The organism is Pedobacter sp. UBA5917, assembly GCF_002432345.1.
Lineage (GTDB): Bacteria > Bacteroidota > Bacteroidia > Sphingobacteriales > Sphingobacteriaceae > Pedobacter.
Genome location: NZ_DJDT01000060.1, coordinates 22,492 through 38,385 on the forward strand (window position 1 = coordinate 22,492; position 15,894 = coordinate 38,385).

Consider the following 15,894-nt stretch of genomic DNA (forward strand, 5'->3'; position numbering starts at 1 on the left):
ATAATTAGGTTAACAAAACGATAATACACAGTCAGAAATTGGATGATCAATAGCCTTCTAATGCTAAAAAAATGTCTTGCAGATCGCCATTGATTTTTTCGCTGCTTTGATCGGATATCAAAACCAGGTCTTCACTTATTTCATATTTTGATGAACTGCCATCCAATATACCCAGGACATGGGACAGGGTATTAATCTCAACAATGCGTAAAAAATTTAAAAAGGCTACCTTCTGTTCTTCATTTAAGTTATGATAAATAGGTAAAATACTTTTCCAGACCGGATCAGATGCTTCTTTTGTTGTTGACAGCAATTTTTGATAAGATAAGAGATTTTCTTCAATAACGGTTTTTCTGAGAAGCTTTACGAATGTTGATGGATTCATTTGTGATGGGTATTTTTTATGTCAGTGCGCCTGGTAATCAAGCCTGGATATTTAAATGCGATTTAGATAGTTACCCATTAATTCTTCATTATTAAACTCAACCGGCAAGAGGTATACTAAAATAAAATGTTGCGCTTTTACCCAGTTCGCTTTCGGCCCAGATTTTTCCACCGTGGCGTTTGATGATTTCTGCAGAAAGGTACAGGCCGATTCCAAAACCGGCAACAGTAGCAGTACTTGCATTTTCTACCCTATAAAAACGCTCAAATAACCTTGGCAGATTGCCAGAACTAATCCCCATTCCCTGATCGGTAATTTTAAATACGGCCGCATCCCCATCACGAAAACAATTGATGAAGATCTGGCTGCTTATAGGCGAATATTTTATAGCGTTGCTGATCAGGTTATTGATTACCTGCCCTAATTTATCCCAGTCGGCCTTAATAAACAACTTATCGGTAAACTGGTGCTGAAAGTGATGACTGGTTATTGTTGTAGCATATTCTTCGATTACTTCTTTTACCAGCTCGGTGAGTTCGATGTTTTTAAAATCCATCGAAATTTTTCCGGATTCTAAACGGGATACATTCAAAAAGCCATTGATCATATTGGTCATTTTACCGATCTGGCGTTCAGCTCCTTCTAATGCCTTATTTGAAAATGCGAGGTTTTCCTGACGAGCTTTTAATTGAAGCACCTGGATGTAGCCTTTCATAGAAGTTAGCGGCGTTTTAAGTTCGTGACTTACCATCGCAATAAAATCATTTTTCCGCTGTTCGTCCTGTTTTTGGTCGGTTACATCCATTAATACAGCATAAACACTTATGGCTTTGTTGTTCTCATCTGTTTTACATTTACCAACTACCCGCATCCATCTTCTTTCTCCGGTAATGAGATGCCTGATCGGATAAGTACTATCAACCGGTTTACCTTTTGTAATGCACTTTTCGAGTACAATATTGAGTTCGGGGATATATTCCGGTTCTACAGCACTAAGTACCATATCCCAGTTAATCTCTCCGGAAACCGGCAAGCCATAAAGTTCACGGAATTTCTCCGACATTTCTGCCCTACCGGTTTGCAGATCAAGGCTACAGCTGCCCAGCTCGCCGGCATTAAAGGCCGAATGAAGGTTATCCTCACTTTCTTTAAGATTGTTTAATGCAATAATCAGTTCCGTATTTTTGACTTCAAGCTCGAGTGTTCTTGAATGGACAATTTTTTCGAGGTTTTGGTTCAACTCGTCTGCCACCATCCTGGCTTCTTCCAGTTCGGCATTTTTGATCTGCAGGAGCTTTTCTGTCTTTTTGATCCCGCTCAGGTCAGTAACAATTATACTTAATGCCAGGCCTTCATCAAGATTGAGTACTTTTAGTGAAAGTTGTACAGCGATACGTTCGCCCAAAGCATTTTGGATGCAAAGTTCGGCCTTGGTTTCTACTTCCCAGGCCCCATCAATAATTTCTTTGGCAAAATTCTGGTATTCTGAATCTACGAAGTTCAAAAAACCTGAACCGATAACCTTTTCCAATGGGATTTTGCAGAGCCCGGCAAATTGGGAGTTGCAATACGATATATTATTATCCTTATCGAGTGTTAAGGCGCTCTCCGTCATCTGTTCAATAAAAATCCGGTAAGATTGGTCGGCACTTTTTAATGTAAAAAGCTGGTGGCCGTCTTTCCCATTTACCACAAGTGCATCAACCTCTCCGGAGCGGATAGCATTGATGATATCATTCGCTTCCTCCAGCTGGAACTTAAGTTCACGGTAGGCCTCTTCGAGTTTTATATATTCACCGGATTTTTCCATTTATCTTATTCCCAGCCCCAATAATACCTTCTCGAGATTTGAAAAATCACCGATTAAACGCTTTTTGGGCGAAGGCGTTTTTTTGATCAACATCGGGATGGCAGTTACATTTTCGTCCTTTACCAATAATGGCTGTTGGTGGGCATCGATGATTTCGAGCGTATACCTGTTTTTAAGAAATTCTTCACAGATATCGCGGATATTTTTAATCGCCCGTGCAGAAACAGGCGAAGAACCGGCTATAAAAAGCCGTAAATTAAAATGCTCACCTGTTGTACCATTGTCAGGATTTAAACCACCGTTATTTTCCATGTTTAGTCCGTCATTCTTGGACGGATATCAAGTCCGACCAATACTTTTTCCACATTGGAAAGATCGCCTATTATTTTCCGAACAGGTTCGGGCACTTTTTTAACCAGGGTAGGAATGGCCAGGATCTGATCGCCCTCGGCAAGCTGTGGTTTTTCCAAAAGGTCGATCACTTCAATGCTGTATTTTCCCTGTAAATGTTCTTCACATATTCTCTTCAGGTTTTCTAAAGCAACTACCGATTTCGACGTTCGTCCTGCAACATATAGCCGCAATTCATATAATTTACCCACTATTTTTTTCCTTTTTTTGATATAGACTTTTCTTGTGCTGATACATTGGCACGGCGCAGATCGGTCATTTTTGACAAAGTATCGCCCATAATCTGCTTTTTCAACGCTTCTTCTACATAAACTTTATTTAATTCTTCTTCTGCAGATTCATACTCCGACCGAAGGCTATCAATTTTTGATTCGAGCACTTTCCGTTTCCGGATAAGTTCCCTGTCTTTTCTGCTGATGGCCTGCTCGTGGATAATTTCGCCTGTTTGCTCAAGCAATAACCTGGCCTCTCTGGCAGAACCGGTTAGTACGCCATCTTCAGTAAGGAATACGTCAACGAGATCTAATCCTTTATCGGTAATGATAAATTCCCTGATCTGATTGGAATGTTTCATCCCCCTCGATTTCATGATATAAAGGCCCCTGTTCCGTTCACCGTTGTTTTCAATATCCCGGATCAATAACCATGCATCAACCAATGATGATACACCTTCATCAGTTTGCTCATTAACAATATTATTAAGTGTTAATGCGGTAAACATTACGGTAATCTGTTCGGTTTGTAAAAAGTCGATCAAACGCACCAACATGGTTTTCACCTCACTTACCGATCCGATGGTGATGAGGTTGGTAATGGGATCGAGAATAACCACATCTGGTTTAAATTTACGTATGGCCTTATGGATGGCAACCAGGTGCATTTCTAAGCCAAACAATGTTGGCCTCGAGGCATAAAACTCCAGCTTTCCCTTATCTACATGTTTTTGCAGATCCATGCCGATAGAACGCATGTTGCGGATAATCTGCTTTGGGGATTCCTCGAAAGCAAAAAACAAACATTTTTCATTTCTTAAGCAGGTTGCATTGGCAAAACTGGCCGCTATACTGGTTTTGCCCGTTCCTGCTGTACCAGAGGCCAAGATACTGCTTCCCCTAAAAAAGCCAGCATTACCCAGCATCTTATCCAATGCAGGTACACCTGATGAAATGCTATCTGAAGAAACTTTTTTATTGAGTTCTAATGAGGTTACCGGTAATACTGAAATTCCCTCATCATCAATTAAGAACGGATATTCGTTTGTACCATGAACCGAGCCCCTGTACTTTACAATCCTTAACCTACGGGTAGATATTTGATTGATGATCCTATGGTCTAAAAGAATTACGCAGTCGGATACATATTCTTCCAATCCCTGCCGGGTAAGGCTTTTTTCGCCACGTTCGCCGGTAATTACAGCAGTAACACCTTTTGATTTAAGGAACTGGAATAACCTGCGAATTTCTGCACGGAGAATACCTTCGTTCTTTAAGCCCGAGAAAAGGTTTTCAATCGTATCCAATACCACGCGTTTTGCCCCGATGCTATCAATGGCATAGCCCAAACGTATAAAAAGACCTTCAAGGTCGTATTCTCCGGTTTCCTCTATTTCCGAACGATCGATATGTACATAATCAAGGCGTATTTTTTTCTCTTTTTCCAGTTTATCAAGATCAAAACCTAACGATGCAACATTGGTTTTAAGTTCATCGGCCTTTTCTTCAAAGGCCATAAATACACCGGGTTCGTTATAGTCAAGTGCGCCTTTAACAATAAATTCTATTGAGAAAAGTGTTTTTCCTGATCCAGCCTCTCCACAAATTAATGTAGGGCGCCCTGTTGGTAGTCCGCCGAGGGTAATTTCATCAAGTCCAGAAATTCCTGTAAGTGTTTTAGAGATTGCCCCAATTGCTGAAGCCTCCGGCTGTTTTTTCGTTTTAGCCATTTAAGTATATTAAAAAAATAAAGCTATCAAAATTCTGTTGGTTTACAAGCGGCACTTTAAACAAACACGGAATGGTTTAAAAGGTTTTTCATCTTATTTCGATAATACATGACCTATATCAAAAATTATATCATAAAAATATTGTTCCGGAGTAAAAAAGGCCGACCCATTAATCTGGATCGGCCTTTAGGATAATGGGTTAAATTATTATCATCAATAAGCAATAACGCAAAAGCATATTGCCTTATCAATATCACTTATTTAACAAGCCACATTACATCGTTTCTGGTATCGGAACCGTTAAACTGGCGCTGCAATGATTTTTTTAAGTTTACCTCGTTCGTAGAGTATTCGGTTGTTGGATAGGCCCACCTCACGGGAATCTGATTATTGTTGCTATTTGCGGGGCCTATATCAAATTTTGGAATTCCGGTCCTTCTGTTATTATAGAAAGCCTGTCTGCCCGAATTCTGGAAAAAAGCAACATATTTTTGGCTTAATAACTGTTCCAGTCCGGCGGCATTATTGCCTGCATATTCGTTACCGGCAACATTAAAATAATCGAGAATAGCCTGATTGCTGATCCCATAAAATTTCATGGATAAAGTAACCCCCTTTTTTAAATGGTCGCCAGCATCGCCACTTAACCAGCCCCTGTTGATGGCTTCAGCGATAGAAAATTCCGTTTCGTAGCCACCTAGCATAACATAGGGAATACCTGATGGGGACGCCACCCAGTAATCGAAATTAATGGTAGACAGTTTACCGGCCACAGCCTGGCTTTTAAGCGTTGTTTGCAATTCTCCGGTGCGGCCACCACTAAAGGAGGTAAACTTTTTAGCATAATCCGGATCGCCGGAGGCTTTTGCAGATTCTGTTGGGTTGGCCACTACAAACACCCTGGGATCTTTTGTTGCCGTTAATATTTTGATATAGGTATCGCCTAAATTATTCCGGAGATCCTGCTTAACCACTACACCATCGGCCGGCCAAAGCGGATAATTATTATCACGTGTTGTGCTGTTGTAAACCAACTGAAAATTATCTTCGTTAACCAATATCAATGGGTATTTTGAAGGATTATTCAAGATCGAGGCACATTGCTGTTTAATATTAAGTTCCGGTGTATCATCAGCACGTTTGCTTAAACTGATGAGTATGCGCAAACGGTAGGAATTAATCAGTTTTTGCCATTTATCAAGTTTACCTGCGTAAAAAAAATCTCCGTTAATGCTTTTTCCAGCAGTAACCAACGGACCAATGTCTGTATTTGCATCTTCTAATAATTGGAGGCATTGTTTATAAACATCTTTCTGGAGATCATATTCTGGTTGAAATATGCCTTCGCTACGTGCTTTCAGGGCCTGCGAAAATGGAATATCGCCAAATCGCTCGGTCATACCTATTGCAAAATAGGCTTTAAAAAATTTTGCCAGTGCCAAATAAGGTTTTCCTTCATCTCCTTTTTTCGCAGATTCTATTTCGAGCTGCTGTATATTACGGAGCTGATCGAATCCTGAAAACGACAATGCACCCCAGGTATAAGCCTGATTACCATAAAAACTCTCATTGATTACCATAAACTGATTATTGATCTGATCGCTTCCCCAGGGCCCTTCCCTCATATCGAGCAGTATTCCTGTTAATAGTAACTGCGGGTTAGGTTCGTAAATAGCTGCCGGATTTTGCTGCAGCCCATCTATTTTTTTACAGCCACTGTATGCCATTATTACCATAAGGCATATCATATACATATATTTCATAATTGCGTTGCTTAAAAAGTTAAATTGAGGTTAAGTCCGAAACTTTTAACAGAAGGGGTCTGAAACTCTGAATTGCTCCCCGTAAACTGATCAAGATCTAAATTCTTTGTTCCCTTTCCGGTAAAATACAGCAGGTTACGTCCAACCAATGATACGCTGGCACTTTGAAGGAACTTTGTTTTTTCGAGCAGTTTAGTGCTCAGGTTATAGGTAAACACTACTTCGCGGAGTTTTACAAAGGTTCTGCTTCTTGCCAGTTGATCGCCGGACTGATAATAGTTGCGTGCCCAGGTTTGCCATAAAACAGGTACATTATTCGGGGCAAAAACGCGTGTATCAGAAATCACCTTCCCATCCTGATCGGTACTAAGCTGTCCGGAAACAATTTTTAAACCATTGGTCATCACAGAACCTTTCCAGGCAGCGTTATCACGGTTGCTCCAATCTAAATACCGGTATTCGCTTGCCGATTCCGGATGCGTTCCGGCGCTCCACTGATAACCATCAAGATAGTTATTGATCAAACCACCAAACCTGCCATCAACCTGGAAAGAAATGCTAAATGCTTTATATTTAAAGCTATTATTTATACCTGCAATAAATTTATTGTCGGAGTAGCCTATTTTTGAAGCATAGGGATTATAAGCCGGCAGTCCGTTCGTTCCCACAATCATATTTCCATTTCCATCTCTTTGAAAATCGGTAATATAATATCCATCGGCACGATCGCCCAAACGGATATTTCCATCCCTGGTTAATACGCCATCTATTTCGGTCAACCACCGGTGATTGGTAGACCAGTTGACCAAAATATCCCATGAAAAATCATTTCCCCTAACCGGGCTTGCATTCAGGGTAATTTCCCATCCTTTGCGTTTATAGGTATAAGCATTTTTTTGTGTAGAACTTACGCCCGAACTGTTTGATGCCGTAACATTTACAATTCCGGGGCCCTCTATATTTCTAAAATACGCTATATCAAAGCCTATACGGTTCTTTAAAAAACGTGCTTCTAACCCCAACTCTACCGTTTTTACCCTTGATGGTTTGATATCCGGGTTATACAGAATACCTGAATAGCCTACCCCGGGGTTGTTGTTCCATCGGGTGCCGTAAACTGAATAAGCTGATACAAGATTATAAACATCATAGGGGTCGTTTGGATTGCCTAGATCGCCGGCCACGTTTGCATAAGAGCCACGGAGTTTAAGAAAGGATATTACCTTTGGTAAGCTGAACATATCGGAAAACACTGTACTTAATGATGCCGACGGATAGAAATAGGTGTTGTTTTTTTTAGGAAGTGTTGAAGACCGATCGAAACGGCCTGTAAGGTTTAAAAACACATAATTTTTATAATCCAGATCTACAAAGCCATAGGCACTGGCCACCTGTTTGGTAGCCTGGGCATTTGATGGAGAATTGGGCTCTTTGGTATTGGATAAGGTATAAATCCCCGGCACAATTAATCCTCCTTTTGTAGCGCCTGATATTTGCTTAGCAGATATTGTACGCAGATTACCAAATAAGGCACCTTTAAAATTAAAATTTTTAAACTTATCGGTATAACTTAATGAACCTTCTGTATTATTCTCCCATAATTGGTTATATGATTGTTCGTAACCGCCTACTTTATTATATGGCGCGTAAAAAGTTCCTCCATAAGGATATTTTGTATCCCGGTTCAGATCGTAGGTGCTCACATTGGTCCTTAAACTGAATTTTACCTTATCGGTAATGGTATAATCCATTTTGAAGTAGCCATAAAGATCGTTTTTATAGTAACCACGAAGATTTTCATAGGCTACCAACCATGGATTATTATAAATGGTATATTCGCGGTTATAAACCTCGATACCTTCTTTACCGGGTTTCCAATAATTTCTGAGGTCGCGTACATCGTAATCTGTTCCGCCCCAAACCGTGAGGAGATATATTAAACTCTGCGGACCATAGCCCAATGTGGGATAGTTTTTGGTATACTGCTTATTGTAATTGATATTGGTTTCGAACCGAAGTTTTGTGCCTACATTAAGTCCTCCGTTAACATTAAAATTTGTGGAGGCAATCTGCGAGTTCGGTACCGTACCTTTCTGATAAGTCTGCGACATGGAAAAGCGGATATCCCCTTTATCATTATTGGCAGAAATGGCAATATTATTTGTACTGAGCAAACCCTTCCTTAAAAAATTTTCAAGATTATCTTTTCCCCTCGCCAGCCAGGGTAAAGGTATTAAAACACCTGTTACAGGATCTTTAGGACTATTGTATTGTGTAATGGGCTGCCCCTCGAACCGTGGCCCCCAGATAAAATAATCCGAATCATTTACACCGCTTCCCAAACCATCTTTAAAAGCATATTTAAAGCCGTCGCCTGCGCCATATTCTGACTGGAATTTTGGGATAGCATTGTATCCGGTTTGGAGCTGGGTGCTCGAATTAAAATCAACAGCAAACCCCCTCTTATTTTTCGAACCTTTTTTTGTGGTGATCACAATAGCTCCGTTAATCCCCAATGCACCATAAAGTGCTGCAGCATTTGGACCTTTAAGAACAGAATAACTTTCAATATCGTCTGGACTGAGGTTCCACGAGTCTGATTTAACTATTACGTTATCTACCACAATCAGTACCCCCGAACGGCCACGTAACTGGATACCCGGATCGCCAAATAGGTTAGGGCTTGGCGACACCGTTAAACCTGCCACTTTTCCGGTTAAAGAACTAATGGCATTAGGCTCGCGGGCCTTTACAAGATCGCTACCTTTAACCTCCTGCACGGAATAACCCAATGCTTTTTTTTCCTTTTTTACACCCAATGCAGTAACTACCACTTCATTTAAGGCATTTGGATCTGCATCGAGAATAATAGAAAGTATTGTTTCTTTTCCGATGTTAACTTCTTTTGTTTTAAAGCCTACAAAACTAATTACCAGGATGGAACTGCTGGGGGCACTAATAGTAAATTTTCCTTCATTATCGGTAATTACCCCTGTTACACTTCCCTTAATTTTTACTGATGTTCCGGGTAAGGGCGAATTTCTTTCATCGGTTATAGCTCCTCTAACCGTACTTTGTGCGTAAACTGCACCAATTGCAAGCAACCATATTGCAATAATGGGTGCCGCTCGCATTTTTAATAGATAATAAATCATATTTCAAAAGTTTTATTTGGTTTTTTCAAACCAAACATAACAATATTTGTAAACAAAAGTAAACAAATACTAAACTTTTTTATCCAAAATATTATCGGTAAATAAAAGCGCACATAAGCACACAGGACGACAAATAAACAAGCAACGCATTGTAAAACAACAACATAAAAACAAAAAACACGTATAAGTAAAGGTATATTTATCTTATTTAAATAGAGAGAGGAATACAAAAGTTAACAAATACTAAATATCCGTGTAAAAATTAGATGTCAGGATTGTATATGATTGTTAATGCGGTGTCCCAAAAACAAAAAACCGATCTAAACGAATAGATCGGTTTTTTAATATAATGGAGAATATTGAATTCTAAATTTTATCAATTACACTGGCAAACATTGTTTCCGGCGGCAAAAAAACTATCTAACAAACTGTTAAATCCGAATACTACATTTCTTTTCCTGAAAAATTCTTGGAGCTCCCTAAAGGTCTGGGTAGTTCAGGAGTATCAATATCTGCAAAGGTATTGCTCCTGTTGAATTCTGGAAAAATCTATGTCAAAAAAAAACGTTCAACTAACTATTTACCAGTTAATTGAACGTTTAAGTGGAGAATATCGGATTCGAACCGATCACCTCTTCACTGCCAGCGAAGCGCTCTAGCCAAATGAGCTAATCCCCCAGATTTTAAAATATTCAATAATCAAATTCTGAATGAGCAAATAAGATTATTGAAAACAAGCTTCCGGCCTGTGCTGCAAAAATAGCAAATACTTTCTCGATTGCAAATGATAATTTATCTTTTTAATCAATCTTTTAGTTTAAAAGCAAACATTGCCATAAAACAGATCACCACAATGGCCGATTGTAAAGGATAATTGATGAACAAAAAGAGCACAAACGTAGTGATGAGCAGCATCACAAAAAACATAAAAGCCTTAAACACAGTATCCATGTAACACATGGCTATGATGGCCAAAATATAGAAAGGAATAATAACGGCAGTTATAAACATCGCCGAAAATAAATTCCTAATATTAACCGGATATTAAATATTTTTTAGGTTTTATTCCTTAAAGCTTTAGTTAAACATAATGGTTAACCTCTTTTCTGTCCAGTAATTTCTGATAAACATCCACAAATTGCGCAACATTATAGCCATCCATCAGGGCATGGTTTACGTGGATGGAAACAGGCATTATTTTTCTTCCGTTCTCATCCCGCACTTTACCAAAAGATATTTTCGGACAGCTATCTGCAAAAGAGTACTTACGGGCATGGGATAAGGACGTGAAATTTAACCAGGGCAGCGCCGAATAATGGATCACATTTTCGCCTGATGATGATGGGATTAAACCAGTGGTAGTCTGCACCTTTTCGATTTCTTTATTGGCCTCGGTTTTAAATTCTTCAAAATCCTCATGGAAATCCATATAACCAAAACCGAAAGTACCATTTGGCCGGTTAATGGTAGCAGCTGCATTTACAACATCATATTTCCAAACTTCGCCATCAATAATACGGTAACTAAAAGGTTCTATCTGGTTGGCCGCAGCTAGCGATTTGTGGAGGTAAAGCAGGAAAAACGAAACGCCGTTCTCCTTTGCTTCATGGTAGGTAGCGGTACAATCTACATCTACGGTTACACCAAAGAAAGGCTCTTCGAAGGTGCTAAAAAACTCAAAATGATCTTTTCTGATCCAGGTACTTATATCTATTTTTTCTTTCATTCTATTAATTTTGGCAAAACTTCTGCCAGGCTTTCCATCTCATAAAAGTTAGCATGCTCGATGGTGTGATCGATGCTTTCGTGCACCCAGGTGGTATGGAATGGGATATGCACCGCATGCCCACCAATGTTCAATACCGGCAGTACATCTGATTTTAAGGAATTCCCCAGCATTAAAAATTCTTCCGGTCTGCAATCCAGGTGTCTGATCAGCTTTTGGTAATCCTTTTCCTGTTTATCGCTCATAATTTCGATGTGATGGAAATAATGATCTAGCCCCGATTTGGTAAGTTTACGCTGTTGATCAAGCAAATCGCCTTTGGTTGCTACCACTAAACGGTATTTTCCGTGTAAAGCTTTTAGTACTTCTTCCACACCTTCGAGCAATTCGACCGGTTTATTGAGCATTTCTTTCCCCAGATCGAGTATTTTTTCTACAATTATAGGGTCAATTTTCGCCGATGTAATTTTAAGCGAAGTTTCCAGCATACTGAGCATAAAACCTTTAATGCCATAACCATAAAGCGGTAAATTGGCCATTTCTGTTTTATACAGCTCGGCCATAATACTGTGACGGGGCATAAAGTCTTCCAATAGACTTGCAAACTGCTCTTCTGTTTCGCGGAAATAAGGTTCATTTACCCAAAGGGTATCGTCGGCATCAAAAGCAATTACGGTAATCGTATTTTTCATGGTTATGCTTACTTTAGTGCCACAAAAGTAACACAAGCCAAAGGGCTAAAAAAGGACATTTGTCTCGACCGATAGAATATGCTACGCACCAACCTTACCTTTCTAAATTTTATTGAACGTTTTTCTGCAGAAAACCACGAAGCAAACATCACACTTAAAAGCTTTAAGGCAGGATACCGCTTTATTGAGCAGGGCGAAAAAATCAGCAATATCTATGTCATTAAAGATGGGATCAGCAAATGTTTTATCTCTGAGGAAAACGGTAAGGATTTTATCATCGAATTTTTGGGCAAGGGCGAAGTGGTGGGCGAACTGGAAGCCTTAAAAAAAATGGATTGTTTGTGTAACGTTGGAGCAATTAGTGAAGTTACTGCTTACGTCATCCCCGATCATCTTTTTCATTCACTGATCAGCAAGAGTAGCGAATTTACTACAATCTTACTCCAGGAGCTGTCTACCCGGATTATACAAACCAGCACACGGGCATCGTTCCAGCAGCTGTACACACTGGAATATGCACTTTTAAAACTGTTAAAACTCCAGGCCGATGAGCACATTTCGATCTCAAAAGAAGACATGGCTGCCTATCTGGGCATTTCGGTAAGAAGCTTTAACAGAAGCTTAAAGCAGTTGATTGATAAAGGCGGTTTTGATACCCCCGAATTTAAAAACATCCTACAGCTGGGCAATATGAAAAAGCTTCTGGAACGGTTAAAAGCGTAAAATAGTATTATGGTATAATTATTGCTTAAAAAATTTTTAAAAAAACAGCTGTAACGTTTCGGTATTTTAACCCGTTTACATCATAAATTAATCTGCAGCGAGATTTTTAAAAATCAGACACACAAATAACCATAATTATACAAATGAAAAACAACAACCGCCAATTCAGATTAAGATTTCCAAGTTAAAAGGTATCTAACAGCAACAGCTATTGGGAATAGCATAAGCTGCAACACCATGATATCCTTAATTATCATTAAACGGGGCGTACAGCAAAAAACTCAACGCCATTTATATTGATTTTAACTAATCTTAACTTAAACATGAGTGCTTACATTAACATCTACACCAATTCCTTAACGGACGACCTTATCCCAACCCTTTTAAAAAGGTTGAACGAGCACGAAAATGTTCTGGACTTAAACTCATCATTTTCATTTAGAAACCCCAACGGTAACCTGCCCATAGTTTTTAAATGGGACAAACCAAGTTTGGAAATATTTAACGAGAACAACCTAAAACTTAACTTTAGCGTATCGCTTAAATCATTCGACCTTAAAGAATACAAGAAAAAACTTTTTAAGGATAAAATTATTAAACAAAGCTTCGTTCAAAAGCTTACTGGCCTGTTTAAAAAGAAAAAAAGAAAGGTTGCAAAACCGATTAAATTAAGTGCTGATATTGAAGCACAGTTACAGAATTACAATAAAGTTTTTTCGATAAAATACCATTCGGGTGATGTTTTCGAAAATCATTTTGCCACATTAATCGGCGCAATTATTACCGAACTGGGCAACGGTGTTTGCCATTTCAGCCAGGAAAATGTTTGGTACAGTGCTAAAAACGTATTGAGGGAAACTTTGGTTAACCTTTACACTTTAGAAGAACTACCTAACCACATTAACAAAAATGCAGTAGCTGTTGCCAGCTAAAAACGATTAGGATACAGTCCTTATCACTACCGTCATTTTGAGCGGGGTAAAACGCAGCCGAAAAATCTGTCTCGAGATAGATTTCTCCACTACGCGGTGCTTCGGTTGAGATGACGGTCTTTTATTAAACGCTTGATATTTGCAAAAATATCGTTGATTTAATGTCGTACAATTAAAAAGAATGGAATATATTCGGTTATTAATTGCTTGATAAATGAATCAGTTTGAAGAAACAGGCGGTGTTCGAATCGGCGGCTTTAAAGCTACCTGGCCCTTTGGCACTTTAAAAGTAAGTGAGTTTAAACTCGAACTCCACGCCTCTATTAAAGGAAAATTCGTATTTAAACGTTCGGATATTATTTCCATCCAACCCATAACCTCTATTATTGGTAGTTCGATCAGGATAAACCACCGCGTAGAAAAATATAATAAAGACATTGTTTTTACTTTTTTGGGGAATGCAGAAGAGCGTATGACAGAAATTGCCAAAACCGGATTTCTGAACAATACTGTTCCAACTCCAGATTATATCGATCAGGAGATAAGCCTGCAACAGCAACAAGCTGGTTTTCCCATTAAAATTCCTGTTGCCATTGGTGTTGTGGTCATCTGGAACTTACTCATTCTGATGGATATCTCGAATATATTCCATACCAGAAAAGAAGCCGGGATGTTTGGCATCGGAACCGGAATTGCCCTTGCTTTTATTTTTTTAGGGTGCTTATTGCTCCTCATTTCTGATTTTGTGCGACAACTGATACTAAAAAATGGCAATGATATCACCTCCATCAGACCCTTTTTGCTATTCACAGGTTTTATTGTTTTAGTAATGTTCACTATGGGCTTCCTTCCGCAATACCTGTAAAAACCGTTAAACATTTAAGGGCGAAACTTGTTATTTAAGCAAATAAATACAGGCATGCCCGATATATTGATCATTAATGGAAGCGCGAGGTTAAATGGAAATACCCAGAAATTTATCGGCAAACTCACCGAAGAAATCGCTTTCAATCAATTGAATTTATTGGAGCATCATTTTCTTCCCTATAACTACGAAAACCAATATCCTGCCGAAGATCGATTTGATTTTTTTGCAAAGGAAATCCTTTACCATAAACACCTCATTTTTGCCACTCCCGTATATTGGTATGCCATGAGCGGAAGAATGAAAACCCTTTTCGACCGTTTAACGGATTGGGTAACCCTAAATAAAGAAGTGAGCAGAAACCTGAAAGGTAAAACGGTACAATTAATTGCCGTAGGTACAGATGCTGATCTGCCCGATGGCTTTATCACACCCTTTTATATGACAGCCAATTACATGGAAATGGATTACCGGGGACATGTTTATTTTAATTCGGATGAGACGGTAACTGATGAAGAGCTTGCCGAAATCAGAAAATCTTTTTTTAGTTTTATACCTGCATAAACAACAACTTACCATAATTCACCCTATCCAAAAACGATATATAACACAAAATATGAATGTAGAAGACGTTTTTAAGAACAATGAAAAATGGATCGCCGAAAAATTGGCTATCGATCCCAACTACTTTACCGAATTATCGAAAGGACAGAGTCCGGAGTTTTTATACATTGGATGTTCGGATAGCCGCGTTACGGCAGAAGATTTAATGGGCATACAACCCGGACAGGCTTTTGTACATCGTAATGTAGCCAACCTGGTAAATAACGTAGATTTAAACGTAATGACGGTTTTAAATTACGCGGTACGCCACTTAAAAGTGAACCATATCGTAGTGTGCGGTCACTACAACTGCGGAGGTGTTAAAGCCGCGATGCAGCCTGCAGATATGGGTATATTAAACCCTTGGTTAAGGAACATCCGCGATGTTTACCGCATCCATAAAGATGAATTAAATGCGATTGAGGATGAAGGCGCACGTTATAACCGATTGGTAGAACTGAACGTGCAGGAACAGTGTGTAAACCTGTTAAAAACCGCAGCGGTGCAGGAAGCCATTACCAACCGCGGAATAACGGTACATGGCTGGGTTTTCGATATCCATACGGGAAGATTAATCGATCTTAAAATCGATTTCGAAAAGATTTTGAAAGACATTAAGGAGATTTATAATCTTTATTAAGTATGGCTATCATCCTCGTTTGTAACGAGGATGAATAAGAAAAGCGATTTTATCGCTACATATATTTCCTTCTATTTGTGCATTATAAATGCACCTCTCGAAAATCCTCGTTACAAACGAGGACTATATGGATTTAAAATAGAAAAACGCTTGCGCTCGTTTCCAAACGAGTGCATAAGTAGCTAAACGATTCTATCGTTTGTAAACGATAAATTATTCAACGAGCGTTAGAAACGAGCGTTAGCAG

At 39.1% G+C, this 15,894-nt stretch carries 15 protein-coding genes and 1 tRNA gene; 5 read left to right on the top strand and 11 right to left on the bottom strand.

Features of this window, described 5'->3' with window-relative positions:
* Positions 1 to 46 precede the first annotated feature (46 nt).
* The 11 genes from B2V92_RS03975 to B2V92_RS04025 form a co-directional block, all read right to left on the bottom strand.
* The gene (locus B2V92_RS03975) at positions 47 to 385 is read right to left on the bottom strand and encodes a hypothetical protein (RefSeq protein WP_293304951.1); all 339 of its coding nucleotides are present in this window, start codon (positions 383 to 385) and stop codon (positions 47 to 49) included.
* A gap of 97 nt (positions 386 to 482) precedes the next feature.
* A complete protein-coding gene (locus tag B2V92_RS03980) occupies positions 483 to 2,195 on the bottom strand; it encodes an ATP-binding protein (RefSeq protein WP_293304953.1) in 1,713 nt (570 codons plus the stop codon).
* Positions 2,196 to 2,507 (bottom strand): circadian clock KaiB family protein, encoded by a 312-nt coding sequence (locus B2V92_RS03985; RefSeq protein WP_293304955.1) that lies wholly within the window; start codon positions 2,505 to 2,507, stop codon positions 2,196 to 2,198.
* Between the two features lie 2 nt (positions 2,508 to 2,509).
* Positions 2,510 to 2,797 carry a circadian clock protein KaiB gene (gene kaiB / locus B2V92_RS03990; RefSeq protein WP_293304956.1) on the bottom strand — a complete coding sequence of 96 codons (288 nt, stop codon included), beginning with the start codon at positions 2,795 to 2,797 and terminating at the stop codon, positions 2,510 to 2,512.
* The gene (kaiC, locus tag B2V92_RS03995; RefSeq protein WP_293304958.1) at positions 2,797 to 4,548 is read right to left on the bottom strand and encodes a circadian clock protein KaiC; all 1,752 of its coding nucleotides are present in this window, start codon (positions 4,546 to 4,548) and stop codon (positions 2,797 to 2,799) included. Before kaiC ends, kaiB begins: the two co-directional genes overlap by 1 nt.
* A gap of 257 nt (positions 4,549 to 4,805) precedes the next feature.
* Complete coding sequence (locus B2V92_RS04000; RefSeq protein ID WP_293304960.1) at positions 4,806 to 6,275, bottom strand: SusD/RagB family nutrient-binding outer membrane lipoprotein; 1,470 nt, start codon at positions 6,273 to 6,275, stop codon at positions 4,806 to 4,808.
* A 47-nt stretch (positions 6,276 to 6,322) separates the two neighbouring features.
* Positions 6,323 to 9,466 (bottom strand): SusC/RagA family TonB-linked outer membrane protein, encoded by a 3,144-nt coding sequence (locus B2V92_RS04005; protein ID WP_293304961.1) that lies wholly within the window; start codon positions 9,464 to 9,466, stop codon positions 6,323 to 6,325.
* Positions 9,467 to 10,070: 604 nt separating this feature from the next.
* A tRNA-Ala gene (locus B2V92_RS04010) sits at positions 10,071 to 10,144 on the bottom strand.
* 126 nt (positions 10,145 to 10,270) lie between these two features.
* Complete coding sequence (locus tag B2V92_RS04015) at positions 10,271 to 10,477, bottom strand: hypothetical protein (protein ID WP_293304962.1); 207 nt, start codon at positions 10,475 to 10,477, stop codon at positions 10,271 to 10,273.
* A gap of 70 nt (positions 10,478 to 10,547) precedes the next feature.
* Entirely contained in the window at positions 10,548 to 11,192 is a 645-nt protein-coding gene (locus B2V92_RS04020) for a chloramphenicol acetyltransferase (RefSeq protein ID WP_293304963.1), read from the bottom strand.
* The gene (locus B2V92_RS04025; RefSeq protein ID WP_293304965.1) at positions 11,189 to 11,884 is read right to left on the bottom strand and encodes an HAD family hydrolase; all 696 of its coding nucleotides are present in this window, start codon (positions 11,882 to 11,884) and stop codon (positions 11,189 to 11,191) included. The genes B2V92_RS04020 and B2V92_RS04025 overlap by 4 nt, the downstream gene beginning before the upstream one ends.
* 78 nt (positions 11,885 to 11,962) lie before the next feature.
* Here B2V92_RS04025 and B2V92_RS04030 point away from each other — a divergent pair, with 78 nt between their 5' ends.
* The 5 genes from B2V92_RS04030 (at position 11,963) to B2V92_RS04050 (ending at position 15,647) form a co-directional block, all read left to right on the top strand.
* Positions 11,963 to 12,607, top strand: coding sequence for a Crp/Fnr family transcriptional regulator (locus B2V92_RS04030; protein WP_293304966.1), 645 nt, complete (start codon positions 11,963 to 11,965; stop codon positions 12,605 to 12,607).
* A 323-nt stretch (positions 12,608 to 12,930) separates the two neighbouring features.
* Positions 12,931 to 13,539, top strand: a complete 609-nt coding sequence (locus B2V92_RS04035) for a hypothetical protein (protein WP_293304967.1) — start codon at positions 12,931 to 12,933, stop codon at positions 13,537 to 13,539.
* 214 nt (positions 13,540 to 13,753) lie between these two features.
* Positions 13,754 to 14,404: a hypothetical protein gene (locus tag B2V92_RS04040; protein WP_293304968.1), complete on the top strand. Its 651-nt coding sequence runs from the start codon at positions 13,754 to 13,756 to the stop codon at positions 14,402 to 14,404.
* Between the two features lie 54 nt (positions 14,405 to 14,458).
* Complete coding sequence (locus B2V92_RS04045; RefSeq protein ID WP_293304969.1) at positions 14,459 to 14,968, top strand: flavodoxin family protein; 510 nt, start codon at positions 14,459 to 14,461, stop codon at positions 14,966 to 14,968.
* 52 nt (positions 14,969 to 15,020) lie between these two features.
* The gene (locus B2V92_RS04050; RefSeq protein ID WP_293304970.1) at positions 15,021 to 15,647 is read left to right on the top strand and encodes a carbonic anhydrase; all 627 of its coding nucleotides are present in this window, start codon (positions 15,021 to 15,023) and stop codon (positions 15,645 to 15,647) included.
* Positions 15,648 to 15,894: the final 247 nt, after the last annotated feature.

Coding starts and splice junctions, on each gene's coding strand:
- B2V92_RS04015 (WP_293304962.1), bottom strand. CDS start 10,477: ATGTTTATAACTGCCGTTATTATTCCTTTCTATATTTTGGCCATCATA.
- B2V92_RS04025 (WP_293304965.1), bottom strand. CDS start 11,884: ATGAAAAATACGATTACCGTAATTGCTTTTGATGCCGACGATACCCTT.
- B2V92_RS04050 (WP_293304970.1), top strand. CDS start 15,021: ATGAATGTAGAAGACGTTTTTAAGAACAATGAAAAATGGATCGCCGAA.
- B2V92_RS04040 (WP_293304968.1), top strand. CDS start 13,754: ATGAATCAGTTTGAAGAAACAGGCGGTGTTCGAATCGGCGGCTTTAAA.
- B2V92_RS04020 (WP_293304963.1), bottom strand. CDS start 11,192: ATGAAAGAAAAAATAGATATAAGTACCTGGATCAGAAAAGATCATTTT.
- kaiC (WP_293304958.1), bottom strand. CDS start 4,548: ATGGCTAAAACGAAAAAACAGCCGGAGGCTTCAGCAATTGGGGCAATC.
- B2V92_RS03980 (WP_293304953.1), bottom strand. CDS start 2,195: ATGGAAAAATCCGGTGAATATATAAAACTCGAAGAGGCCTACCGTGAA.
- B2V92_RS04000 (WP_293304960.1), bottom strand. CDS start 6,275: ATGGCATACAGTGGCTGTAAAAAAATAGATGGGCTGCAGCAAAATCCG.
- B2V92_RS04030 (WP_293304966.1), top strand. CDS start 11,963: ATGCTACGCACCAACCTTACCTTTCTAAATTTTATTGAACGTTTTTCT.
- B2V92_RS04035 (WP_293304967.1), top strand. CDS start 12,931: ATGAGTGCTTACATTAACATCTACACCAATTCCTTAACGGACGACCTT.
- B2V92_RS03985 (WP_293304955.1), bottom strand. CDS start 2,507: ATGGAAAATAACGGTGGTTTAAATCCTGACAATGGTACAACAGGTGAG.
- B2V92_RS04005 (WP_293304961.1), bottom strand. CDS start 9,466: ATGATTTATTATCTATTAAAAATGCGAGCGGCACCCATTATTGCAATA.
- B2V92_RS03975 (WP_293304951.1), bottom strand. CDS start 385: ATGAATCCATCAACATTCGTAAAGCTTCTCAGAAAAACCGTTATTGAA.
- B2V92_RS04045 (WP_293304969.1), top strand. CDS start 14,459: ATGCCCGATATATTGATCATTAATGGAAGCGCGAGGTTAAATGGAAAT.